The organism is Streptomyces sp. A0958 (genome assembly GCF_004795035.1).
In the GTDB taxonomy this organism is placed as follows: Bacteria; Actinomycetota; Actinomycetes; order Streptomycetales; family Streptomycetaceae; genus Streptomyces.
Window position 1 is genome coordinate 138,754 of the sequence record NZ_SSBK01000008.1, and the last position, 23,572, is coordinate 162,325.

Below are 23,572 nucleotides of genomic sequence, written 5' to 3' on the forward strand. Positions count from 1 at the left end.
TGCCGGTCAGGCGGCGTGCCCGGCCGGCTGCGGGGTGGTGGTCCCGACCGGGGTGCCGGTGACGGTCCTCCAGTGCCAGGCCGAGTCGAAGGCCGTCACGGCGGCCTGCTCCCCCTGCTCGGCGAGCGCGGCAGCCTGCTGCGTCATCCGGGCGATGAAGGCGGCCACCTGGTGCGCCGCGAGCATCTCCTGCTCGGTGTACGGTTCCCCGTCGGCACGCACGATGCGCAGGTCCACGAACCCGTTGAAGGGACGGCCGCACACCCACACCGTCTGAGGGCTGCGGATCGTGAAGCGCACCATGTTGTTGACGTGCCCGTGGTGGTGCTGGTCGGAGAAGTGGGCGATGTCGGGGATGGTGGGCGGCACGAAGTGGTCGCGCTCCAGGACCTTCTCGGTACGCGGCAGGTTGCCGGCGATGAAGTGCCAGGAGTTGTACTGCATGCGCGAGGACATCGCCCAGGCGGTGTCCGCGAGGGTGGCGAACGAGTCGCCGTAGTGCCGCCGGGCCTCCGGCGCGGGGACCACGCAGCAGAAGAAGTCCGTGATGCCCCACGTGGTGATCTCGTCCCAGGCCTCCGCGCGCAGCGCGCGCACCAGCTCCGGCAGTGACCGGATGCCGCGGCTCATCGAGAAGTCGGCGCCGAACGCGGCGGTGGTGGCGGCGACCGCCTCGTACACGACCGCCTCCAGACCGGTGCCGAACTCGCCGTAGGGGCGGGCCAGCCAGGCCGGGCCGGCGTCGTCGGCGAGCCGCAGTCCGGCCAGCCGGTCGCCGGTCACGGGCAGCGTGGCGCGCAGGTGGTCGGTGACCTGCCGGTCCCGGTCCGCGGCCACCTCGCCGTACGGGGCCGCCACCTTCTCCACCTTGTGGATCAAGGTGCCGTGGATCTCGCGGTACAGCTGGACGGTGCGGGTCACCTCGGGACGGTGGGTGCCCAGCGCCGTGGCCAGGGCCGTCAGCGCGTCGATGCCGGCGTCGGGACCGGCCGCGGGAATCCGCTCGCCGCCCAGGGCCCCGTTGTAGTTGCGGCGGGTCTGCTCCAGCAGCCGGCCGATGTTCTCCGGGGTGAGCTGCGAGCCGTTTACCTCCTCGATGCGGCCGTGCCCGGCCGAGCGGATCAGCAGGCCGAGGCCCACGACCAACAGGGCGTCGTGGTCCGACCACAGCTCCAGCGGCAGGCCCGACAGGCTGCCGAACACACAGTCCGGGTGGCCCGGCCACAGCGTCTTGCCCACGACCGTGTTGGTGTCGCGGAAGTTCGTGTACTGCTTGTCCTCGATGTAGAGCATGAAGGGGGCGGTGCGCTGCGCGCCCTCGGTCAGCTGCGCCAGCAGCGCCTCGCGGCCCTCGGGGCCCTGTTCCGCGAGCCAGCGGCGGCTGTCGGCCGCGTCGCGGTCGAACCGCTCCCGGGCCCTCGTCACCTCGCGCCGGTAGTCCTCCAGTTGGCGCGGGTTCCACGGAACCCGCAGTACGCCGCCGACCAGCGTGTGCTGCTTGGCGAGCGGCGGCTGGGAGGGGACGCGGACGACGACCCGGCCGCCGGTGGTCAGGCCGATCTCGCCGAGGAACACGGCGTGCTCCGCGGGGTCCACGACGTCCCCGGCCTGTCCGCGCGCGTCCGCGGACAGGCCGGCGAGGACCTTCAGCGCGGCGGCGTCCGCGATGCGCAGGGCGCCCGTCTGGACCTCCGCGGGCACGTGTCCGTCGAGCGTGAGCAGGATGTCCAGGGCCGCCCGCGTGCCGGCGGCGGCCGAGGCCTTCCGCCACACCCGGGCCAGCAGCCCGGGGAACCCGGCGTCCTCCTCGCGTACCCGGTCCGGCTTGGGCGTGGCGCCGGCCGCCAGGCCCAGGCGGCTGGGCCGCCTGCTCTGGCGCTTGCGGGAGTTGGCGGCTCGGCGGGAGCCTTCTCGGTCCATGGGCGTGGTCATGCGGTACCTTCCCCGGTGAGTGCGATGTGGCTCCACATCGCGTCGTCGGTGGGCGTCCAGTCCTCGTCGACGTAGATGCAGTCGACCGGGCACTCCAGGACACAGACGGGGCAGCCCGAGCACAGCTCGGGGATGATCACGACATCGAGCCCGCTGTCGAAGATCGCGCCGAACTGCTCCGGACAGCCGCGCAGGCAGCTGTCACAGGTGATGCACTCGGATGTTTCGATGCGGCGCGGGGGCTTGGTCCAGTTGCCGGCGCGGCTGCGCGTGGCGATCCTCAGGTCCCGCCCGGACGGCACATCTGACGAAGCGTTGATTTCCACGGGCATGGGACCCCTTAGGCGTCGTGTCTATGACGGCTCGAACGGATGCTTCGAGCATTCGGGGTTCCTCTCGACCTTCTCCTGAACCCCGGTCGGGGCCTGCTGGAGCGCCAGGACACCGGGGGGACTCGAGCTGAGCGCGATGGGCCCACGGCAGACTGCTCACCGGTCCCTGTCGCCTCGGCCGTCTTCGACGTGCCGAGCGGCCGTCCAGCGCCCCGCGTCAGGACGCCGACGACCGGCCCCGGGCCGCGGGCCGTCTGCGGACGGTGCTCGCGCGGCCGGCGCCGTGACGGGCGTGGGGGCAGGTCACGGCATCATGCCCTGCTTGGTCCTGAGCCCCTCGGCGAGCAGGCTCCATTCCTTGCCGATGCGCTCGGCGATCGGGGCGATGACGCCGAGCCAGTGGGCCGGAACCGCGTCGATCAGTTCACGCCAGCCGTCGTCCGGCTCGGCGGCGTGCAGCTGCATCCAGCGCAGGAACTCCCGGCCGCCCGCGGTGTAACGGATGGTGGGGTCGGCGGCCATCTTCGCCGCCACCGCCGTCCAGACCGGGATCTCGTCGGTACGGTCCCCGCGCTGCGGCGCGCCGGTGATGCCCGGTGCCACCCGCAGCGGCATCCGGGCCGTGCCGCCGGAGCCCGCGCCGCCGGGAGCCGCCGGGGCGGGCCGCGACGGCTCCCCGGACAGCTGCACGGACCCTGCGGGGTGGGCCGGGGGGACGGAGCGCAGGGGGTGCCCCGTCGCGTCGGGGGCCCGGCGGCCGCCGCGCTCGGGGCTTTCGCCGCGCCGCAGCCGGGTGCTCACGTCGTGGACCGTGCCGAGCGACACGTCGGTCTCCCGGGCGACCTGGCGCAGCGGGGCGTCCGGGTGCTCGGCGATGTACTCGGCGGCCCGCAGCCGGCCCTCGCCCGGACCCACCGGACGCCGCCTGCCGTCCTGGCCGACGCGCTTGCCGTCGAGCGGTGTTCCGACGCTCGACCTCTCGCGCAGCGAGGCGATCGTCTTCGCGCTCAGCCCGGTGACGCGGGCGACGGCACGATCGGACCAGTCCGGGTGGGAACTCAGGACACGCTGGGCCCCGGACACGCGGTCGGTCTTCGACAGGGGCAGGCCGTGCGTGCCGTTCGCCTTCATGGCGATGACGAGCGCCTCGGGGTCCGAACAGTCGACGAAGCGCGCCTTGATGCTGCTGTCGCCGCGCAGCTTGGCGGCTTCCAGCCGGTGCAGGCCGTCGATGATGCGGTAGCCGTCGATCTGGACCAGGACGGGCGGCAGCTCCGCCGAGCCGGCCACGTCGGCGAGAAGCTGGACGTGGCCGGCGTCCGTGCCGCTCCGGCGCAGGGACACGCCCGCCGACAGGGAGTTGACGAGGACGTCGCAGGCGGGAAGTCTCTCGAGGTTTCTCAGATCGAATTCGCCGCGGGCCGACGCGTCGGCGCCTTCCGTCCTGAGGGGGCCGAACGCGTTCGTGATCAAGATGGCCTGCGCGCTGCTCTGAGCCATGCCTTCACTTCCTCTCTGCCGCCGCTTCGGTCAGCGTCGCAGGAGGGGCTCCAGCCGCAGTTGAGGAGAGATCGAGATTTCCTAAAACCGTGAGGCGGGCCCGGGCGCCGGGAGGGGCGGTGGGCCGCAGCACGGCGGAGGGCTCCGTCCGTGGTACCAGCCGGGGCACTCCGTTCAGTAGGCGTCGGCCTGACGGACGGTGAACGATGGCCGCCGCTTTGCCGGGACGGCTACTTTCAGACCCCTGGCGATCCTCCGCGGACGCGGATGTTGCATCTGCCTAATTTCCCCGGTTGAACCCGGAAATCCCTGAAGGTGGTTATGAATTCATTCGTGAACGTTTCGGCGAGCACAGGGCGGCCGGTGATCGGGATCGTCGCGCGGACCGCGCCGGTCACGTTCCAGGGCAGCGACATGGTCGTCAGCTTCGCGCTCCAGTCCCACCTGGCCTTCCTGGCCGCGGCGGACTGCACGCCCCTGCTGCTTCCGCTGCTGCCCGGGGTCGAGGCCATGGCGGACCGGGTCGACGGCCTGCTGATCCCGGGTGGCCCCGATGTCGATCCGGCGCTGTACGGCCAGGACCCGCACCCTGGCACGCGGGCGATGACCCCGGACGCCGACCGTACCGAACTGGCGTTGATCCGGGCGGCGCTCGACTCCGGGCTGCCCGTGCTGGGCATCTGCCGCGGCATGCAGCTGCTCAACGTGCTGCACGGAGGCACGCTGCACCAGCACCTGCCCGAGATCACGGGCCACGACGGCCACCGCCCGGACACGCCGTCCTTCACCCTCGGCCCCCACCCGTTGAAGCTGGAGCCGGGCAGCCGGATCGCCGGTGTCCTCGACGAGGACGCGCCGGTGACGGCCTGCCACCACCACCAGGCCGTCGACCGGCTCGGTGACGGCCTCACCGTCACCGGCCGGGCCGAGGACGGGACCGTCGAGGCCATCGAGGTCACGGATCGCCCCTTCGCCGTCGGCGTGCAGTGGGAAGCGGGATTCACGCCCGACCAACGGCTTCATCACGCACTCGTGCGCGCGGCCGGGCGCTGACCGCATGTATCAGACAATTTCCTCCGGCTCCAGTGGATTTCGAGCCGCTTCACAGACTCTCCTTGCCACGCTGTGCGCGCCGTGCACCCAGAAGGAGAATTCATGAAAAAGCTCGCGTCGGTCACTGCGGTGATCGTGATCGGACTGTCGGGTCCGGCCGTGGCCCCCGTGGCGGCGGCCGAGGGGACTGTCGCGCCGGCCGCCACGGGAACCGTCGCCTGGTCGCCGTGTCCCGACAACGACCCCAACCTCGGCCCGATGCTCAAGGGCCTGGAGTGCGGTGCGGTGGAGGTCCCGCTCGACTACGACAGCCCCAGCGGTCAGAAGATCAAGCTGGCGCTGACCCGCGCCAGGCACACCGTCGCAGACGGCCAGTACAAGGGCGTCGTGCTGCTGCACCGCGGCCAGTGGCCCGGTCCGATCAGCCGCGACATGCCCACCCGGTACGCCCAGGGCACGACCGGACTGGCCGCGGACGTCAGTGCCGCCTACGACTGGATCGGCTTCGACCCGCGCGGCGTCGGGGCCAGCGAGCCGTCGATCGTCTGCGACCCGTCCTACATCAACCCGCTGCTCCCCGCCCCCGTGCCGAAGACGGCCCAGGACGAGCAGAACTCCGTTGCCAGGGCCAAGGCGTACGCCAAGAGCTGCGGTGACAAGTACGGCGACGTGCTCGACCACTTCACCACCGCGGACTCCGCGCGTGACCTCGACCGGATGCGGATCGCGCTGGGCCAGGAGAAGATCAGCTACTACGGCATCGACTGGGGCGGCTACCTCGGCTCGGTCTACGCGACGATGTACCCGGACCGCGTGAAGCGCATGGTGCTGGACAGCGTGCCCAGCCCCAGCGGTGTGGGCTACCAGGACCAGATGGCCAAGAGTTTCACGTCCGAGCACAACGGCGGGCTCTTCTTCGCCTGGGTGGCCACGTACGACTCCGTCTACCACCTGGGCACGACCGCCGACGCGGTCGAGGCCAACTACTACGAGGGCCTGGAGACCGTGGGTGCGGCGCCGGTCGACGGCAAGATCGGACCGGGCGAGTGGACGAACGTCTTCGAGCAGGTCGCCTACCGCAGCTGGACCTGGGAGAGCCGCGCGAAGATACTCTCCGACTTCGTGGTGCACGGTGACGCGACGGCGCTGCGCGCCGACTCCCCGACCCCGGGCTTCCCGCAGCAGAACCGCGTCGCGACCACCAACGCGGTCAACTGCACCGACGGCCGGTGGCCGAAGGACTGGAACGTGTGGAGTGCCGCCCTCGCCGGCCAGTACGCCGCCGGCAACCACCTCCTGACCTGGAGCAACGGCTGGTACAGCGCGCCCTGCGCCTTCTGGCCGGCGCAGTCCCACGCTCCGGCGCAGGTCGGCAACAGCAGCGCCGACATCCTGCTGGTGCAGCCGCAGTACGACGCCGCGCACGGGATGTTCGGCGCCCTCGACATGCGGGTCCGCTTCCCCAACTCCCGTCTGATCGTGGAGCTGGGCGGCCACAACGTCGGCTCGGCGCTGTCGGCGAACAACAACCCCTGTCTCAACACCCGCGTGAGCGACTACCTGAGGGACGGCACCCGTCCCACCTCGTGGTGGGGCATCGACGCCACCTGCCAGGCGCCCGCGGACCCGGTTCCGTCGGGGGCCTGATCCGCCGCCTGCCGGGCCCCGCACGATCACCGTGCGGGGCCCGCCGCACGCCCGCCCCGTACTCCCTCGTGATCACGCGTTGCGCAGTCGTCTCCTCCAGGCCTGCCCGGTGGTCGCGGTCGCGGCGGTGACCAGGACCGTGACGCCCGCGACCACCAGGGCCGCGGGCAGCGGGCCCGCGAGGTCGGACAGCGCGCCCATGACGAGGATGGACACCGCCACGCCAGAGGGCAGCAGCGTGGCCCTCAGTGTCACCACCGACGGCAGCTCCTCGTCGGACGCCGAGGCCAGCAACCGGTTGTTGTAGTGGACGAACGCCACCTCGAAGAGCACCAGGAACAGCGCGTACAGCACGATCGTCGGCACCGTCCGGCCGATCGCCACCGCCATCAGCAGGGGCGCCATGGGCAACAGCGTCCATGTGGTCGAGGGCACGCGCGCGAGGTATCGCTGGGCCGGCAGGGCGGCGAGCGAGCCGGCGAAGATGGCGACCGCCGAGACCGCGACGAACACCCCCACCAGGCGCGTTCCGCCGCCCAGCAGGTGGAGCGGGATGACGGTGACGGCCACCGTGTGGAAGCCCTGCCAGAACGCCACCAGGAGGAAGCGGGCGAAGAGCCGGCGCACCACGGGGTCCTCGACGCGCAGGCGCGCGCCGGCCCTGGCATCCGCGCCGGCCGGGGAATCCGCGCCGGCCACGCCCCCGGGGGCCGACGGCAGCGCCCAGGCGAGGAGCGCCGAGAGCGCGAGCAGGGCGGCGTTCACGACGAACAGGCCCCGCAGCGACAGGACCGACGAGGCCGGCCCCGCAAGCGCCGCCCCGACGCTGAGACCGGTCAACTTGCAGATCTCGGCGACGGTGTTGGCGTGGTCGAGCCGTTTTGCCGGGACGGTGTTGCGCAGGACGACCGACGTGGCCGAGCGGGTGACCGCCTCGAAGAACCCGCGGGCGACCACAAGACAGACGGCCATCACGAGGAGCCCCCGCCCGGGCGCCACGACCGCGGCCGCGGTCACCAGCAGGCTCGCCGCCTCTGCCAGCCGGACGAGGCCTTCCGGGGCATGCCTGCTGAGCAGCCGGTTGAGCGGGGCGGCCAGCAGCAGCGCGGGTAACCACGGCGCGCTGAGAACGGCCCCCGCCAGAAGTCCCGAGCCGGTGGCCGACCCCACGTGCGTGGACAGGGCCACGAGGACCAGGAAACTGCCGCACGTATTGACGAACAGCAGCACGGGCGTGAAATGCGGCGAGCGAATACTCACCAAATAGGACGTCATCCTCCCATTCTTCCAGGATCGGAGGACGGCAGAGCTGAACGAATTTCGGAGAGCGATGGCGCTGTCTATGTTGAACTCATGACAGCAGACAATCAGAGCAACCCGTGCATTGTGGTGGTCGACGCCTATGCGGCGGTACGTTCGCTCGTTCTGGAATTCCTGGAGCAGGGCTGTTCCGTCGTGCGCGTGCAGAGCACGCCCGAGGTCCCGTTCGTATACCGTACGGCGCCGTACGTCCCGGACGACTTCATTGCCTCCATCGTCCACGAGGGGGATCTCGCGGCCACGGCCGACGCCGTCGCGGCGTATGCGCCGATCGCGGTGATCGCGGGCGGCGAGGTCGGGGTGGAACTCGCGGACCTGCTCGCGCAGCGGCTCGGCCTGCCGGGCAACGGCACGGCCCTCAGCACCGCGCGGCGCGACAAGCACCTCATGATCGAGACCGTGCGCGCCGCCGGGCTCCGCGCGGCCCGTCAGCTGCGGGCCACCGACGCGGACGAGCTCGCCGCCTGGCACCGGGAGCTCGGTGGCCGCGTCGTCCTCAAGCCGCCGCGGAGCGCCGGCGGCCAAGGGGTCTCCTTCTGCGACACCCCGGAGGAGTCCGTCGCGGCGTTCCTCGCCCTCGCCACCGCCGACGACGTCTTCTCCCAGCCCAACGACGGGGCCGTGGCACAGGAGTACCTTCCGGGCGCCGAGTACATGGTGAACACCGTCAGCCACGACGGCCGCCATCACCTGTGCGACGTCTGGCGCACCACCCGCGTCAGCGCCAACGGCGTCGTCGACCTCTGCGACGCCCTCCTGCTGATCGATGCGGGGGAGCGGGTCGTGGAGCCGCTCAGGGAGTACGCCTTCCAGGTCCTGGACGCCCTCGGCATCCAGTACGGCCCGGCGCACGTGGAGGTCAGGATGACCCCCGACGGGCCGTGCCTGGTGGAGGTCGGTGCCCGGATAGCCGGCGGCGGCATCCCGGCCGGCGCCGGCCTCGGCATCGGCGCATCGCAGTTGGAGTGGACGGTCGACGCCTACCTGCGCCCCGAGCGGTTCCACGCCCGCGCCGGGACCCCGTACGAGGTGCGCAGGTACTGCGCGATCGCCGGCATGGTCTCACCGGTGGAGGGCGTGCTCAGCGAGTACCGCGGGATCGAGGAGATCGAGCTGCTGGAGAGCTTCCACGCCCTGGCGACCCCGGTGAAGCCCGGACAGGAGATCCACCGGACGGTCGACGACCTCACCTACCCGGTCGTCGTGACGCTGCTGCACGAACTCGAGGAGGTCGTGCAGCGCGACCTGAACACGATCCGCCACCTCGACGGCACCGGCTTCTACGCCCTCGACCCCGGGGCGAGCGCCTGAGCCCGCCGTTCGACCGAGGATTCGCCGCGGTCGAACGCCGCCCCCGCGGGCACGGCCGGCCCCCACCGCACCCAGGACGGGCGCGGCACCCGGTAGACGAAGCTGACGGCGGTACGGGGCTCCGCCGCCGTCGTGTTGGGCGCCGAGCGGTGCACCACCATGCCGTCGAACATGACGGCCGAACCGGGTTCGAGGGGCATGGCGACCGGTTCGGCCGTACGCGGGAGGTGCGCGTCCGCGATGTGCGGCTCGACCGCCTTCTCCAGCGGCGCCTCACCCGGCAGCCGCTCACGGTCCCCGCTGTGCGGGAACAGCCCGAGCGTGTGGGAACCGGGGACGAACTCCAGACAGCCGTTGCGCGTGGTCGCCGGTTCGAGCGCGATCCAGACCGTCATGATGCCGTGCTTCTCGACGCCGAAGCCGGGCGGCGCGAAGGCCATGTCCTGGTGCCAGGGCTTGGCCGAGCCGACTACGGGCGGCTTGGCCCAGAGGAACGCGTTGACCAGCTCGCCCGGTGCGCCGGCGCACCGGGCGACCGGCCCCTCAGCCAGGCGCAGCGAGCGCTGCACGGCGTCGAACTCCGGGACGTGCTCGTGGATGCGGTCGGCCGACCGCAGCACCCCCTTGAGGGCGCCGGCCCCCTCCTGCCAGGCCGCCCATCCGCCGGCGCCGGCCGCCTCCAGGACGAACTCCCCGCTGGAGGCCGTGCGGTCGGCGGCGAGCTCCTCGATCCGGCTGACCGCGCGCCGGAGCCGGCCGAGCGCGTCGCCCGTCGCGAGCCCCGGAAGCCGTGCGAACCCGTTCTCCCGTATCTCCCGGGAAGTGGTGTCAACCATTCGTTCCTCCCTTTCTGAACGCCAAGATCGAAATGAACTTCCCCGTAGGTTATCGAAAAAGTGCCCTTTTCCAGGTTCACCCTTGCGGCACGTCCCGGGGCCTGCGTTAGTGTTTGAGCCGTGAGAACGAGAGGTCAACAAAAACCTTCTCGTACCCCCTGGGAAGAAGGGAGAGAAAAATGAGCGACCGTGACTTCATCGAGACCCGTGACGCCAAGCAGGAGTGCTCCAAGTGGTAATCCACTGAGCCGCGAGTCAGCCGCCCGTACGGGAACGATTCCGTACGGGCGGCTCGTCGTCCGAGAGAGGTAGAGATGGTAGGAAATCAGGTTTCAGACGTCATCGACATTCCCGCCGATCTGCTGGCGATCGACGATTCCACCGACGCCCGCTACTGGGCGTCGGTGCAGCGCGTCGTCGACCTGGCCGGGGAGAAGGGCCGCGGCCCCGACGGGATACCGCTGCTGGCGAGCCTCGTGGTCGCCCACCCCGAGTGGCCGGTGCGCGCCGGCGCGGTGCGGCTGCTGGCCGTGCACCACGCGGGCGCCCCCGCCGCCGACACCGCCGTGGCCTCCGCGACGCACGACACCGTCGACTGGGTCGCGTTCACCGCGCTCAAGGTCATCACGGAGTACCGGATCGCTGCCGCGGTGCCCGACCTCATCCGCATCTCCGGCTGGCCCAGCAACTTCACCCGCCCCGACTGGGCGCGCAAGCCCGTCGGTTGCGGCGCGGCGCTCACCAAGCGCGCCCTGATCTCCATCTTCGGCACCCGCGACCCTGCTGAACTCCGCCGCCTGGAGGACGAGTACTTCACGGACATGCGGGCCCGGGTCGACGCCGTCCGCACCCGCCCCCGGAACAACGACGACGTCGTCCTGGTGCCGGGCGGTCCGGCGATCATCGGCGCGGACGAGCAGCCCGACGCGTTCCGCATGGCACAGGACGACACCACGCTGCGCGCGGTGGACGTACCCGCCTTTCTCGTCGACCGCACCACCGTGACCAACGCCCGCTACCGCGAGTTCCTCGAAGAGGTGGGCGACTCCGGCGCGTTCGACCACCCCGACCAGCCGCTCGGCGGATCGCACCGCCCGGCGCACTGGCACGACCCGCGCTTCAACGCACCCGGCCTCCCGGTCGTGGGCATCGACTGGTACGACGCCTACGCCTTCGCGAAGTGGGCCGGCGGCATGCTGCCCAGCGAGGTCCAGTGGGAGAAGGCCGCGCGCGGCGTGGACGGCCGCCGCTTCCCGTGGGGCGAGGAGTGGGACCCCGGCCGCGTGAACTACGTCGAGCGGTCGTTCGGCCAGGCCGTGGCCGACCTCGACTCCCTCGAAGCGCTCCTCGTCACCATCGAGCAGGGGGAGAACCCCGCCGACCCGGTGCTGGCCGCGGACGCCCTCCCGGAAGGCGCCAGTCCGTACGGCGCCCTGCAGATGTCGGGCAACGTCTGGGAGCTGACCCGGACCAACTTCTACACCGGCGAGGACATGGACCCCTTCTTCAGAGGACGCCACCCGCTGGACTTCATGAACCGCAAGGAAGCCTTCCACGTGCTGCGCGGCGGCACCTTCACCTCGCCGCCCGCCTGCCTGACCACGTTCTACCGGGGCAAGGACCTGATCACCGACCGCCACATGGAAGTCGGCTTCCGCTGCGTGTACGAGGAGAAGATCTGATGCGTCTGACCTCGCTCGGCCATGCGTGCGTCCTCATCGAGACGGGCACGGAGCGCATCCTCTTCGACCCGTGGCTCACACAGCGCCTGGACCGCTTCTGGGAGCACCACCCGCCGCTGTCGGGCGACCTGGTCCGCGCGGTGCTCGACGAGGGCGTCGACTACGTGGTCCTCAGCCACCACCACTACGACCACCACCACTTCCCCTCCCTGCTCGGCCTGGTCGACGGCGCCGACGTCGACTTCGACGACAGCCCGCGACAGAGCTCCGAGGTCACCTGCGTCTACCCCGCGGGACCGGTGCCACCGACGCTGACCGCCTCGGGACTCGGGCACCAGGCGATCTCCTGGACGCTGCGCCGCTTCGGCTTCGAGCGACTGCGCCCGGTCACGCCGGGCGACACGATCACCACCCCGGGCGGGACGACCCTGCGGACGTTCCCCTCGGCCGTGTCGTTCCCGGAGATGAGCGTGCTGGTGCAGACCGCCGACGCGGCCGTGATGCTCTGCGGCGACGCGCTCCTCCACGAGGACACCGTCGCGGCCTTCCAGCGCGGCGACGCGCCGCGGGTCGACGCCGTGTTCATCCCCGCGCACAGCATCTCGCCGCCCGGCGTGCTCACCGAGCGCCGCCCGCTGACCGACGCCGACGCGGTCCGTGCCCGCGCCGTCGCGAACTTCGACCGGTACCTCGCCTCGATCCCCGCGACCGTGACCGTCCCCTCCTCGTTCGGCTGGCGCATCAGCGGCGAGGGCGGGCACGACTACGCCTGGTGCAACAGGACCATGTTCCCCTTCACCCCGGCCCAGGCCCTGCGCCGCCTGGAGGAGCTGGGCCGCGACGGCCTTCTCTGGGGCCCCGGTCAGGTGATCGAGGTGGCGCACGGCAAGGCCGCCCTGGCCGACGGGCCGACAGCGCCCGACGCATACGACTTCGACGAGGTCTACGCCGAGGTCACGCTCGACCCGGCCATACCCGTGCCGCCGTTCGACGCCTCCCTCGAACGGTACGGCCGCCAGACCCGCGGTGCCGAGGACATGCTCCGCGAGCTGCTGAAGCGGCTCGTGGCGACCGACTACTGGTACCGGGCGCTGGACGACGGCGCCGGACGGCACGTCGTCTCGCTGTACGAGGACGAGGGCACCGAGACCTCCTTCCTGCTGGACCCGGTCGCGGACCGGGTGACCCGGCTCGGCCCGGGCCCCGCCCGCAGCCACGTCACCGGCGCGGAGGGCTGGACCGAACTGGCGGCGAGCACGCTGGAGGCCATGCTCGGCGCAGACCTCCTGTTCGGCAGCTCCTTCGCCCTGTGGGCCAGCAACGGCGTGCTGCTCTCCGCGGTCTTCCACCACCCGTCCTTCTACACGCGCCACGTGGAGCGCGCGCTGCGGGAGGCGAACGAGGCATGAGCGGCCCGCTCGTCCTCGACCACGAGAGCGCCCGCCTGCGCGGCAACCCGCTCGGCGACCCCTGCCACCGCCGCATCGAGGTACACCTGCCGCCCGGGTACGACGGCGTCCGGCGCTTCCCGGTCGTGTACTGGCTGCCCGGCTTCGGCGCCCACCCCGGTCTCGCCGGGAAGGCGCTCGCCTTCGGCGCGTCCGTCGCCGACCGGCTCCGCCAGGCGATGACGGACGGCCGGGTGCCGCCCGCGCTGCTCGTCGTGCCCGACTGCACGACCGCCTACGGCGGCTCGCAGTACATCGACTCCGTCGCCTGCGGCCCGTACGCCGGCTACCTGGCCGAGGTCGTCGCCGAGATCGACCGGCGGTTCGCGACCCGGCCGGAGCCGGCGTGGCGCGCCGTCGGGGGGAAGTCCAGCGGCGGATACGGTGCGCTCGTCGCGGGCATGACCTCCGAGCTGTTCGGGGCGGTGATCGCCTGCTCTCCCGACGCCGGGTTCGAGCACAGCTACCTGCCGCTGCTGCCCCAGTCCCTCGACACCGTCAGGGCGGCCGGCGGCGTCGACTCGCTGCTGGCCCGCCGCGACAGCGGCCCGCACGACGTGCCCTTCATGGTCGCCATGAGCATCATCGCGATGGGCATGTGCTACGCCGACGACTCCCGGACCACCGCGGCGGACGCACTGCCCTGTGACCCCGTGACGGGCCTGTTCCGCGACGAGGTGTGGCAGCGCTGGCTCATCCACGACCCCGTCCGGATGCTCCCCGCGTACGCCGGCCGGCTCGCCGGACTGGGCCTGCTGCACCTCAGCGTCGGCCGACGCGACGAGTACGGCATGCACTGGGGTGTGCGTGCGCTGCACGCGGCCCTCGACGCCCGCCGGGTCCCCCACCTCTACCTGGAGCACGAGGGCGGCCACCAGGGCATCGAGTACGTCTACACCGAGGCTCTGGCGGCGCTCTGGAGGCTGTGGCGGGAACCGGAGGGTGACGTATGTGCGGCATAGCGGGCTTCATCAGCTTCGAAGGACGGCGTGATCCCGGCCGGCTGGACACGCTGGGGCGGACCATGACCGGCGCCATGGCCCACCGCGGCGAGGAGGCCTGCGCCCCGTACGTCTCGCCCTGCGGCACCGTCATGCTGTGCGCGACCCGGCTGGCCGTGCGCGACCGCAGCCACGCCGGCGACCAGCCGATGACCGACCCCACAGGCCGCGTCGTGCTGGTGCACAACGGCGAGGTCTACGGCTCCCGTTCGCCCGCGCCGCCGCTGTGGCCGCGCCGTACCACCTGTGACACCGAGTTCGTGCTCCAGCAGGTCTGCCGCGAGCCCGACCCGGCCGCCGCGCTGCTGCCGCTGGACGGCATGTTCGCTCTCGCCTGGCACGACACCTGGACCGGACGCGTGGTGCTGGCCCGCGACCACTTCGGCGTGAAGCCGCTGTACTACGCCTTCACCGACGGCGGCCTGCTGTTCGCCTCGGAGCAGGGGGTGCTGCTCAGCACCGGCCTCGTCACGCCCGAGGTGGACCGCGAGGAGTACCTGCTGCGCTCCTGGATTCGGATGGACGCCGCGGACGACCGCACCTGGCTGCGCGGCATCGAGGCCCTGCCGCCCGCCGAGTACCTCGTCATCGACCGGCCCCGTACGACCAGACACCGCTACTGGCATCCCGGGGCGGTGGACGGCCTGGTCGAGCCCGAGGAGATCAGGGCCGCCTTCGACCGGGCGATCGCGCAGCGGTCCGTGTCCGACGTCCCGCGGGCGGCGGTGCTCAGCGGCGGCGTCGACAGCACGGCGATCGTCGCGGGCCTGACCGGCCTGGGGCTGCCGATCGACGCGTACGTACTGCGCTACCAGGACGGCATCGGCGGCTCGGGCGACGACGTCGCGTACGCCACCGAGGCCGCCGGGCACCTGGGCGTGCCGCTGACCGTCTGCGACCTCGGCCGCGACGCCGCCGTCGACCTGCTGCCGGTCCTGCCGACCCGGTTGATGCGGCCGCTGCTGCACGGCGCCGAGCTGGCGATGCACCAGCTCTACCGGACCATCGCAGCCGACGGGAAGGTGGTCGTCTACTCGGGACACGGGGCCGACGAGTTCTGGGGGTACCAGGCCGGCAAGTACTTCCCCATCGTCGACCCCTACGCGCCCACGTTCATCCACGGGCGCCACTACCTGACGCACCGTCTGCACGCCGACGAACGCCCGGTCTGGTCCCGGCTCGTCGAGTGGATGGCGCACGAGCTCGACGTCGACATGACGGCGGTGACCGACCAGGTGTGGGAACGCACCATGGCCGAGTACCGGGCGCTCAAGACGGCATCGCCGCTCAAACGCGGCAGGCACCACCTGATGCGGCGCTTCCTGGTCTACGTCAACGACATGGTGGACGCCACCTCGTCGACCTTCACCCTGGAGGACCGGCCCGTCTTCCAGGACGTCACCCTCGCCGAGCTGGCCTTCCGCTGCCCCGAGCACCTGAAGGACTCCAACCAGCCCGGCACCCACAAGGGGCTGCTGAAGGCCGCGCTCGCCGATCTGCTGCCCGCATCGGTGCAGGCCCGCCGCAAGCAGGGCTTCCCGACCCCCACCGACCCCGGCTACGTCCGCCAGGTCACCGACCTGGCCGACGGGCTCGGCACCCCCTTCGGGCTGCCCCGGCCGCCGGCCGGTCTCCGCGCCGAGCTGGGCGTCGGCGAATGGATGTTCCTTGCCTCGACCTCCGCCTGGCTCGACCACCTCGCGGAGCTCCGAACCGACCCGAGGAGACACGGTGAGCAGTCCCGTCCCGCACTGGAGCTGGCACGTCCTGGACAGCGCGGCCGAGCTTGACCCGGTACCGCCGGCCATCACGGAGGAACTCGCCCAGGACTGGTGCAACTTCGTGGTGTGGCGGCCGTCAAAGCTGCCCGACGGCTGCGACACCAGCACCGGAACGATCCGGCGCGAGGCGCCGCCCGGACGCGTCGACGCCAAGGGCCGCAGCCCGTGGAGCGACGCCAACCCGTCCGGCTACCGCACCGAGATCTCCGGCGGCGGACGGCGGCTGCGGCTGAAGCAGTTCCTGTACGACTGGGCGTTCCCCGCCGCCGACCACCCGTGTCTGTGGGGTAGCGAGACGCGGCCCCACGAGATCGGCGGGGGCAGGGTCGTCTGGCTCGGCACCGACTACCTGAGCCACCGGGCCGCCAGCGCTCGGATGGCCCGCACCACGGTCGAACTCTCGGTTTTGGAGGGCGAGTTCACCGACGACGAGCTCGTCGCGCTCTTTGCCGCACTGCGGCCGGCCGTACCGGAAGCGGTGGCGAGGGTGCTCGCCACCCCGTTCGCCGAACTGAGCTACTGGGCCCGGCGGCCGGCCGAGACGGTGTCGGTGCCCACCGGTGTCTTCTCCTTCCACCGGCACGGGCCCGGACACGAGGGCGACTGGGTCGCACCGGGGGAGCTCACCGCCTTCCTCGCCGGGCAGGGGGTGCCGGTGTCGGTCGGCGGCTACCGCGCCGACAGCGCCGCGACGTTCGGCGACGGCGCCGCCGTACGCGAGCTGGACGTCGTCTACGCCTCGGCGTCCGGCGGCGAACTGCGCCTGACGGCGCAGCGCACCGGAGGCGGACGCCTGGCGTTCCCGCCGCAGCGGGACAAGCAGCCCGCCACCGAGGAGCTCCTGGAACTCGGCGGCCGCCCGCTGCACCTGGGCTACCGGGACGCGGGGGCCGGAGCCTGCGACGCCTGGTGGCAGCACCCCGACGGGTACGAGCTCAGGCTGCTGGGCAGCTCCGGCACGGACCTGGGGCGGGACGCCTTCATCGGCCTGGTCACCGAACTCGACGCCGGACTGCGGCTGGGCGGCCGCGCCGGGACGCTGGGATGACCGAGGAGGGACGCGCGATCCTCGACCCCGCCACGGGGCAGGTCTTCGCCCGCGTACCGGACACATCCGGACCCGGGGTCGCCGACGCCGTGGACCGGGCGGCGTCGGCGTTCCACGGCAGCTGGGCCGGCACCTCCCCGGCCCACCGCTCCGGCCTCCTGCGCGAGCTCGCCCACCTGCTGCGCGAGGACCGTGACGCACTCGCGGACCTGGAACGGCGCAACGCGGGAAAGCCCGTGGCGCGCGCCGTCGGAGAGGTCGAATTCGCCGCGCAGGTGGTCGACTGGTTCGCGGCGGCCGCCCGGTACCCGGTGGGCGAGACCCATCCGTCCGGCCCCGGCATGCGCACGTACACCGACCGCGTGCCGGTCGGAGTGTGCGTGGCCATCGCCCCGAACAACTACCCGCTCCTGCTGGCCGTCTGGAAGATCGCCGCGGCCCTCGCGTACGGCAACACCGTCGTCGTCAAACCGGCGCCCGAGACGCCGCTGTCGACCCGCCGCCTGGTCGAGCGCGCCGCCGAGGTGCTCCCCGAAGGCGTGCTCACCGCCGTCTACGGCGGAGCCGGCACCGGGCGGCAGCTGTGCGACCACCCCGCCGTCGGGATGGTCTCCTTCACCGGCTCGACGGCGGCGGGGCGCGAGGTGGCGCGGCGCTGCGCCGACGGCCTCAAGCCCGTCTCGCTGGAACTCGGCGGCAAGAATCCCGTCGTCGTCTTCCGCGACGCCGACCTCGACGAAGCCGCCCGCGCGGTCGTCACGGGTTTCACCGGCAACACCGGCCAGGTGTGCGTGGCCGCCACGCGCCTGATCGTCGACCGGGCCGTGCACGCCGAGTTCGTCGGCCGCGTGGCCGAACTGACCGCCGCCCTGCGCGTCGGCCTGCCGCAGGACCCCGCCACCGACCTCGGCCCGCTGATCAGCCGGGCGGCCGTCGACCGGGCGGCCGAGGCGGTCGACGAGGCGGAGACCCAGGGGGCGAAGGTCATCGTGCCGCCCGGGAGTGCGGGCGTCCGCCACGCACTCGGCGGCGGCTTCTTCGTCGACCCGGTCATCCTGGACGGCCCGCCGTCCACCGGCCGCGCCTGGCGCGAGGAGATCTTCGCCCCCGTGCTGTCCGTGGCGGCGTTCGACACCGACGCCGAGGCGCTGTCCCTCGCCCACGACACGGCGTACGGCCTGTCGGCGTCCGTGTGGACCTCGGACGCCCACCGGGCCGAGCACTTCGGCCGGGCCCTGCGCGCCGGCATGGTGTGGGTCAACACCTGGGGCGAGACCGAGGAGACGGTCAGCGTCTCGGGTCTGGGCCAGTCCGGATACGGCCGTGAGCTGGGCATCCACGCGGTGGAGGGCTACACCAGGCCCCGCGCCGTCTGGGTGGCCCACCGGGCGAGGGGGTAGGCCGCGATGGCCCGGACCGACCCGCCCCGGCTCGACTTCCGCAGCGACACCCGCACCCTTCCGGACGCCGGGATGCGCGCGGCGATGGCCGCGGCCGAGGTCGGGGACGACGTGTACGGGGACGACCCCACGGTCGCGCTCCTCGAAGCGCGGGTGGCCCAGCTGCTCGGCACCGGGGCGGCGCTGCTCACGCCCACCAGCACCATGGCGAACCTGCTCGCCCCGCTTGCCGCGGCAGGTCAGCCGGGACCGCGCGCGCCGCGGCTGGTCGTCGGCGAGGACACCCACATGGCCTTCCTCGAACCGGAGGGGCTGCGCCGCTTCGCCGGGGTCGAGCTGCTGACGGTGGCGCAGCACCCCGACGGCCTGCCCGACCTCGGCGCCGTGGACGCGCTGCTCGCCGCCGGGGGCGGCCGGCCCACCGTGGTCTGCCTGGAGAACACGAGCATGATGCGCTCGGGCAACGCCCTGGACGCTGCGGCGACCCGCGCCCTGGCCGCCCTGGCCCACCGGTACGGCGCCCACGTCCACCTCGACGGCGCCCGGCTCGCGAACGCGGCCGTGGCGCTCGGGGTCCGCCCCGCGGAGCTGGCCGAGCCCGCGGACAGCGTCACCTTCTCCGTCTCCAAGGGCCTCGGTGCGCCGGTCGGCGGGCTGCTGTGCGGGACCCCCGCGTACGTCGCACGCGCCCGGGAACTGAGGGCGGCGCTGGGCGGCTCCATGCACCAGGCGGGCGTCGTGGCGGCACCCGCCCTCGTCGCGCTGGAGCGCCTGCCCGACCTGGCGGCCGACCACGCCACGGCCGCCGCGCTCGCCGCCGGTCTCGGGACGCTGCCCGGTGTCGAGGTGATGCGCCCGCCGCGGCCGACCAACATGGTCATGGCCCGTCTCGCCGGGCTCACCCCGGAGGAGTGCGCCGGCCGCCTCGCCGGCCTGGGGGTGCGTGTCCTGCCCCTGCCGAGCGGCTTCGTGCGCTTCGCTGTGCACCGGGCACACGACATGATCGGTGTGCGTGCCGCCGTCAGGGCGGTGGCGGCGGTCGCCGCCACCGGGCCGGCGGCCCGTACGACCACCGGAGGAGACCTCCTCGGACGGGGACTCTCCACGACATCGACGGAGGAAGCATGACGACTGTGCCACCGCGTGGGCTTGAGGAACGGCTGAGCGACACTCGCAAGAGACTGGAGAACGACATCGATGTCTGGGTCGCCTCGGCGGGCGGTCCCGGCACTCCCTACCTCGTCCCGCTCTCGTTCCTCTGGGACGGGACCGCCATCCTCGTCTCGACCCCGCGCGATTCCGTGACCGGTCGCAACCTGCTGGCGGACGGCCGGGTGCGCGCCGCCCTCGGCCCGACGCGCGACGTCGTGATCGTCGACGGCGACGCGGAGGCGGTGGATGCCGCCGAACTCGGCGTAACGGCCGATGCCTTCGCGGCCAAGACCGGCTTCGACCCGCGCGAACTCGACCAGCCCTACCAGTACTTCCGCGTACGGCCCCGACGCATCCAGGCCTGGCGGGAGGCCAACGAGCTGCCCGGACGCACGCTGATGAAGGACGGCGTCTGGCTCGGCTGAGCACCTGGGGAAACCCCGGAGGCGTCCGTTCCCCGAGGCATGCGGCCGGCCGGTCACCCGCGTGACCGGCCGGCGGCTTTCCGGAGTCCAGTCGTTCTTGACCAGGGTTGCGGATGACGTTGTCAGGCTGGGCGGAAAAGCCATCTGAATTCTGGAAGGGCGAACATGACGTCAATCGAGGTTCCGGTCCTGATCGTGGGCGGCGGCGGCTGCGGTCTGTCCGCCTCCGTCTTCCTCGCTGACCAGGGCGTCGACCACCTGCTGGTGGAGCGGCACGCGGACACGTCGAGGGTGCCGAAGGCGCACTACCTCAATCAGCGCACGATGGAGATCTTCCGACAGCACGGGCTCCGCGACGACGTCCTCGCGGAGGCGGCGCCGCTGGACAAGTTCGGCAAGGTGCGCTGGGCGACCACGTTCGCTGGTGACGGGCCGCTGGACGCTCGCCAGATCCATGAGATGGACGCCTTCGGCGGTGGCGAACTGACGGAGCGCTACGGCGCGGCCGGGCCGGAACTGCCCGCGAAGCTGCCGCAGATGTGGCTGGAGCCGATCCTGCGCCGTCACGCGGAGCAGCGCAGTCCGGGGCGAATCCTCTTCGGCCACGAGGTGATCGACTTCTCCGACGAGGGCGACCACGTCCTCGCTGAGGTGCGCAACGTCGAGACCGGCGAGGTCGTCACGGTCAGGGCGCAGTACCTCCTCGGCGCCGACGGCGGCCGCTACGTCGGTGCCAAGGCCGGCATCGAGATGCAGGGCCCGCCCGGCGTCGTCAACACGACGACCGTGTACTTCTCCGCGGACCTGTCGCAGTGGTGGGAGGAGGGCACGCTCATCACGCACTACCTCAGCCCGGAGGACCCCGACCTCTCCGTCAACCTCATCGAGATGGGCCCCAGCTGGGGCAAGGCCTGTGAGCAGTGGGGCCTGCACATGGCCCCCGGCCCGGCCGGCCGCTGGAACAACGAGACGGTCGTCGACCGCATCCGTGAAGTGCTGAAGGTGCCGGACCTGGAAGTGACCGTGCACAAGGTCACGGACTGGATCGTGAACGCGATCCTCGCCGACAAGTACCGGGTCGGCCGGGTGCTGATCGCCGGCGACGCCGCGCACAAGCAGCCGCCCGCCGTGGGCCTTGGCCTCAACACCGGCATCCAGGACGCGCACAACATCGCCTGGAAGCTGGCCGCGGTACTGAACGGCAGCGCGCCCGAGAGCCTGATCGACACCTACGAGGCCGAGCGCCGGCCCGTGGGCCGCGAGAACGTCGACTGGGCGGTCGCCGCCGCTCAGCACCACCAGGCGGTCATCGACGCCATAGGCGGCGGTCACAACATCCCGGCGGGGCGCCGCGGGCAGCGCCTGGCGGCGTACTTCGACCCGTCCCCGCTCGGCGACACCGTGCGGGCGCGTGCCCTGGAGATCTTCCACACCCACCGCGGCGGCTGCCAGTCGTTCGAGATGGAGATCGGCTTCGCCTACGAAGAGGGAGCGGTCGTCCCCGACGGCACCGAGCGCCCGGCGCGCGTCCCCATGCGCGACCAGCACACACCGACCTCGCGCCCCGGCCACCGGCTGCCGCACGCCTGGATCACCCGGGACGGCGAGCGCCTGTCCACCCTCGACCTGACGGGCCGGACCGGCTTCACACTGATCACCGGCCCGGAGGGGACGGCGTGGAGGGAGGCGGCCGCGCGCGTGGCGGAGAAGTTCTCCGTCCAGCTCGACGTGGTCGGTATCGGCGAGGGCGCCGAGTACGCCGACGCGGACGGCGGGTGGGAGGCCGTACGGCAGATCACCGGTGCGGGCGCGCTGCTGATCCGTCCCGACCAGCACGTGGCCTGGCGCAGCACCGGTGTGGGCGAGGACGCGGAGCAGGCGCTGACGGAGGTCTTCGCCACGGTCCTGGACCGCTGAGGGGGCAGAGACCAACCGGAGAATCCGGCCGGCGATCCGATCGCCGGCCGGATTCTCCGTTTCCACGACGCCCGGACGTCCAAAGCCCGCGCGCCGGTACGCAGCACTTCGCCCCGCCGAGCTGACGCTCGGCGGGGCGAAGCAGTGGCCGGACGGGGAGACCACCCGGGATCACTCCGGTGGACGCGGGATCACACTCCGGCCGCGACCGCCGAGGCGGCTGCCGCCTTCTTCGCGAAGGGGAGGATCTGGTCGACGGCCCTGCGCGAGGTCATCATGCAGACACCCACGCCCACGCCGTCGTACACCGCACCGCACACCGCGAGCCCGGGCTGGGCCGCGACGGTCTCACGGATCTTCCGCACCCGGTCCGTGTGGCCGACGTTGTACTGCGGCAGGGCGCTCTCCCAGCGGCTCACGCGGGACGCCACCGGGACACCGGTGACTCCGGTGGCCTCGGCGAGCTCGGCCGTCGCCAGCGCGACCAGTTCGGCGTCGTCGAGCTGGAGCAGGTGCTCCTCGCCGAACCGTCCGAGCGAGCAGCGCACGATCTCCACGTCGCCCGCCAGATGCGGCCACTTCACCGTGGTGAACGTGACCTCCTTGACGGCCTTCCCCTCCTCCGCCGGCACCCGGTAACCGGCGTAGCCGCGGCCCGAGAGCCCGCCGGGGAACGCCGTGCGCGGGTAGGCGAGCGTCACCATGGCCACGCTGGAGTACGGCACCTCGGCGAGCGCCGAGACGGCGGCGGACGTGCCCGGGACCCCGGCGAGCAGGCTGCCCGTCGGGCCGGCCGGGGTGGCGATGACGACCGCGTCGGCGTCGATGACCTCCGGGTCGGTGGCCGGCCCCACGGTCAGCTGCCAGCGCTCACCCTTGCGCGTCAGGTCCCGGACGGGGGTCCCGGTGCGCAGGGCCGTGTCCGGCGCGGCGTCCAGCACCTGCTGGACGATCGCCGCGGGCAGCGTGCCGAAGCCGCCCTCCAGAGTGGCGACGCTCACCGGCGGGGGCTTCTCGCCCTCCTTCAGGTGCGGCACCAGCGAGCCGGCCGCGTCCGCGAGCGAGATGTGATCGCGGGAGGCCCTCGCCAGCGGGGTCAGGGTCGCCTCGAACGAGAGGTCCGAGGCACGCCCCGCGAACACACCGGCGAGGAACGGTTCGACGAGACGGTCCACGACCTCCTGGCCGAAGCGCCCGCCGACGAAGGACGCGACCGAGATGTCGCCCTCCAGGTCGAACGAGGGCAGCACGAGGTCCTGCTGCGCCCGCTCCAGGCCTTCGGCGGACAGCACCCCGGACCGGGCGAGGTCGTCGATGTCGCAGGGCACACCCATGAACTGACGGTCGGGCTGGTGCCTGATCGTGCCCTTGGTCCAGATCGCCGACGCGGTGACCGGGCCCGCCGACATGATCTGCTCGCCGAGTCCCGCCTCCTTGATCAGGCCGGTGGTCTTCTTGCGGTTGGCGTACAGCGACTCGGCGCCCTCGTCGACCGCGACTCCCGCCACGTCGGAGACCAGCAGCTTTCCGCCCAGTCGGGACGAGGCCTCGAAGAGCGTCACGCGCACCGGCTCGTTCCGCAGGTGGAACGCCGCCGCCAGCCCAGAGATCCCGCCACCGACGATGACCACGTGGGGCTTGCCGCTCGCCCGAGCCTGTTCGCTCCCAGTCATTCCACCAGCTCCTTCATGGTTACGGTGTCGTCAGGCCCGTATCGGCACCGAGACAGGCCTGGGCAGTCTGGCCGAGCGTTCCGGACCCCGGGTGGAGGGTGCCTCGAAAGCGGG

General features: G+C 72.3%; 18 protein-coding genes. 12 read left to right on the forward strand and 6 right to left on the reverse strand.

Annotated elements, in window-relative coordinates; genetic code table 11:
• Positions 1-6: 6 nt before the first annotated feature.
• From E6P78_RS11610 to E6P78_RS11620, 3 genes are all read right to left on the reverse strand, one after another.
• Positions 7-1,932 carry a hypothetical protein gene (locus E6P78_RS11610; RefSeq protein ID WP_136203461.1) on the reverse strand — a complete coding sequence of 642 codons (1,926 nt, stop codon included), beginning with the start codon at positions 1,930-1,932 and terminating at the stop codon, positions 7-9.
• Complete coding sequence (locus E6P78_RS11615; protein ID WP_240799145.1) at positions 1,929-2,258, reverse strand: 4Fe-4S dicluster-binding protein; 330 nt, start codon at positions 2,256-2,258, stop codon at positions 1,929-1,931. Before E6P78_RS11615 ends, E6P78_RS11610 begins: the two co-directional genes overlap by 4 nt.
• Before the next feature lie 309 nt (positions 2,259-2,567).
• A complete protein-coding gene (locus E6P78_RS11620; RefSeq protein ID WP_136203463.1) occupies positions 2,568-3,764 on the reverse strand; it encodes a ParB N-terminal domain-containing protein in 1,197 nt (398 codons plus the stop codon).
• 333 nt (positions 3,765-4,097) lie between these two features.
• Between E6P78_RS11620 and E6P78_RS11625 the strand changes: the two genes are divergently transcribed.
• Positions 4,098-4,817, forward strand: coding sequence for a gamma-glutamyl-gamma-aminobutyrate hydrolase family protein (locus E6P78_RS11625; protein WP_240799146.1), 720 nt, complete (start codon positions 4,098-4,100; stop codon positions 4,815-4,817).
• 102 nt (positions 4,818-4,919) lie between these two features.
• Positions 4,920-6,464: an alpha/beta fold hydrolase gene (locus E6P78_RS11630; RefSeq protein ID WP_136203465.1), complete on the forward strand. Its 1,545-nt coding sequence runs from the start codon at positions 4,920-4,922 to the stop codon at positions 6,462-6,464.
• A gap of 72 nt (positions 6,465-6,536) precedes the next feature.
• Here the strand turns inward: E6P78_RS11630 and E6P78_RS11635 are convergent, their stop codons facing one another.
• Positions 6,537-7,739 (reverse strand): MFS transporter, encoded by a 1,203-nt coding sequence (locus E6P78_RS11635; protein WP_136203466.1) that lies wholly within the window; start codon positions 7,737-7,739, stop codon positions 6,537-6,539.
• Between the two features lie 78 nt (positions 7,740-7,817).
• Here E6P78_RS11635 and E6P78_RS11640 point away from each other — a divergent pair, with 78 nt between their 5' ends.
• A complete protein-coding gene (locus E6P78_RS11640; protein ID WP_136203467.1) occupies positions 7,818-9,095 on the forward strand; it encodes an ATP-grasp domain-containing protein in 1,278 nt (425 codons plus the stop codon).
• Here the strand turns inward: E6P78_RS11640 and E6P78_RS11645 are convergent.
• Positions 9,065-9,931, reverse strand: coding sequence for a phytanoyl-CoA dioxygenase family protein (locus E6P78_RS11645; protein ID WP_136203468.1), 867 nt, complete (start codon positions 9,929-9,931; stop codon positions 9,065-9,067). The two genes, E6P78_RS11640 and E6P78_RS11645, sit on opposite strands and share 31 nt — an antisense overlap.
• Positions 9,932-10,245: 314 nt before the next feature.
• On the opposite strand from E6P78_RS11645, the gene E6P78_RS11650 reads away from it, so the two are divergent.
• From E6P78_RS11650 to E6P78_RS11690, 9 genes are all read left to right on the forward strand, one after another.
• On the forward strand, positions 10,246-11,613 hold the full coding sequence (locus E6P78_RS11650; protein WP_240799147.1) for an SUMF1/EgtB/PvdO family nonheme iron enzyme: 1,368 nt from the start codon (positions 10,246-10,248) through the stop codon (positions 11,611-11,613).
• Positions 11,613-13,022: an MBL fold metallo-hydrolase gene (locus tag E6P78_RS11655; protein WP_136203469.1), complete on the forward strand. Its 1,410-nt coding sequence runs from the start codon at positions 11,613-11,615 to the stop codon at positions 13,020-13,022. The genes E6P78_RS11650 and E6P78_RS11655 overlap by 1 nt, the downstream gene beginning before the upstream one ends.
• Positions 13,019-14,023, forward strand: coding sequence for an alpha/beta hydrolase-fold protein (locus tag E6P78_RS11660; RefSeq protein WP_136203470.1), 1,005 nt, complete (start codon positions 13,019-13,021; stop codon positions 14,021-14,023). Before E6P78_RS11655 ends, E6P78_RS11660 begins: the two co-directional genes overlap by 4 nt.
• Positions 14,011-15,852 (forward strand): asparagine synthetase B, encoded by a 1,842-nt coding sequence (locus E6P78_RS11665; RefSeq protein WP_136203471.1) that lies wholly within the window; start codon positions 14,011-14,013, stop codon positions 15,850-15,852. Before E6P78_RS11660 ends, E6P78_RS11665 begins: the two co-directional genes overlap by 13 nt.
• Positions 15,794-16,891: a hypothetical protein gene (locus tag E6P78_RS11670; RefSeq protein ID WP_136203472.1), complete on the forward strand. Its 1,098-nt coding sequence runs from the start codon at positions 15,794-15,796 to the stop codon at positions 16,889-16,891. The genes E6P78_RS11665 and E6P78_RS11670 overlap by 59 nt, the downstream gene beginning before the upstream one ends.
• Positions 16,888-18,291 carry an aldehyde dehydrogenase family protein gene (locus E6P78_RS11675; protein ID WP_136203473.1) on the forward strand — a complete coding sequence of 468 codons (1,404 nt, stop codon included), beginning with the start codon at positions 16,888-16,890 and terminating at the stop codon, positions 18,289-18,291. The genes E6P78_RS11670 and E6P78_RS11675 overlap by 4 nt, the downstream gene beginning before the upstream one ends.
• 6 nt (positions 18,292-18,297) lie before the next feature.
• The gene (locus tag E6P78_RS11680) at positions 18,298-19,419 is read left to right on the forward strand and encodes a GntG family PLP-dependent aldolase (protein WP_136203474.1); all 1,122 of its coding nucleotides are present in this window, start codon (positions 18,298-18,300) and stop codon (positions 19,417-19,419) included.
• A complete protein-coding gene (locus tag E6P78_RS11685; protein WP_136203475.1) occupies positions 19,416-19,868 on the forward strand; it encodes a pyridoxamine 5'-phosphate oxidase family protein in 453 nt (150 codons plus the stop codon). Before E6P78_RS11680 ends, E6P78_RS11685 begins: the two co-directional genes overlap by 4 nt.
• A 165-nt stretch (positions 19,869-20,033) precedes the next feature.
• Positions 20,034-21,785 carry an FAD-dependent monooxygenase gene (locus tag E6P78_RS11690; protein WP_136203476.1) on the forward strand — a complete coding sequence of 584 codons (1,752 nt, stop codon included), beginning with the start codon at positions 20,034-20,036 and terminating at the stop codon, positions 21,783-21,785.
• Between the two features lie 191 nt (positions 21,786-21,976).
• Here the strand turns inward: E6P78_RS11690 and hemG are convergent, their stop codons facing one another.
• The gene (gene hemG / locus E6P78_RS11695) at positions 21,977-23,458 is read right to left on the reverse strand and encodes a protoporphyrinogen oxidase (protein ID WP_136203477.1); all 1,482 of its coding nucleotides are present in this window, start codon (positions 23,456-23,458) and stop codon (positions 21,977-21,979) included.
• Positions 23,459-23,572 lie beyond the last annotated feature (114 nt).

What these genes read in the sequence shown, in the direction of transcription:
- E6P78_RS11650 (WP_240799147.1), top strand. Translation starts at nt 10,246, where the DNA reads ATGGTAGGAAATCAGGTTTCAGACGTCATCGACATTCCCGCCGATCTG.
- E6P78_RS11640 (WP_136203467.1), top strand. Translation starts at nt 7,818, where the DNA reads ATGACAGCAGACAATCAGAGCAACCCGTGCATTGTGGTGGTCGACGCC.
- E6P78_RS11620 (WP_136203463.1), bottom strand. Translation starts at nt 3,764, where the DNA reads ATGGCTCAGAGCAGCGCGCAGGCCATCTTGATCACGAACGCGTTCGGC.
- E6P78_RS11675 (WP_136203473.1), top strand. Translation starts at nt 16,888, where the DNA reads ATGACCGAGGAGGGACGCGCGATCCTCGACCCCGCCACGGGGCAGGTC.
- E6P78_RS11685 (WP_136203475.1), top strand. Translation starts at nt 19,416, where the DNA reads ATGACGACTGTGCCACCGCGTGGGCTTGAGGAACGGCTGAGCGACACT.
- E6P78_RS11680 (WP_136203474.1), top strand. Translation starts at nt 18,298, where the DNA reads ATGGCCCGGACCGACCCGCCCCGGCTCGACTTCCGCAGCGACACCCGC.
- E6P78_RS11690 (WP_136203476.1), top strand. Translation starts at nt 20,034, where the DNA reads ATGACGTCAATCGAGGTTCCGGTCCTGATCGTGGGCGGCGGCGGCTGC.
- hemG (WP_136203477.1), bottom strand. Translation starts at nt 23,458, where the DNA reads ATGACTGGGAGCGAACAGGCTCGGGCGAGCGGCAAGCCCCACGTGGTC.
- E6P78_RS11665 (WP_136203471.1), top strand. Translation starts at nt 14,011, where the DNA reads ATGTGCGGCATAGCGGGCTTCATCAGCTTCGAAGGACGGCGTGATCCC.
- E6P78_RS11655 (WP_136203469.1), top strand. Translation starts at nt 11,613, where the DNA reads ATGCGTCTGACCTCGCTCGGCCATGCGTGCGTCCTCATCGAGACGGGC.
- E6P78_RS11610 (WP_136203461.1), bottom strand. Translation starts at nt 1,932, where the DNA reads ATGACCACGCCCATGGACCGAGAAGGCTCCCGCCGAGCCGCCAACTCC.
- E6P78_RS11660 (WP_136203470.1), top strand. Translation starts at nt 13,019, where the DNA reads ATGAGCGGCCCGCTCGTCCTCGACCACGAGAGCGCCCGCCTGCGCGGC.
- E6P78_RS11630 (WP_136203465.1), top strand. Translation starts at nt 4,920, where the DNA reads ATGAAAAAGCTCGCGTCGGTCACTGCGGTGATCGTGATCGGACTGTCG.
- E6P78_RS11645 (WP_136203468.1), bottom strand. Translation starts at nt 9,931, where the DNA reads ATGGTTGACACCACTTCCCGGGAGATACGGGAGAACGGGTTCGCACGG.
- E6P78_RS11635 (WP_136203466.1), bottom strand. Translation starts at nt 7,739, where the DNA reads ATGACGTCCTATTTGGTGAGTATTCGCTCGCCGCATTTCACGCCCGTG.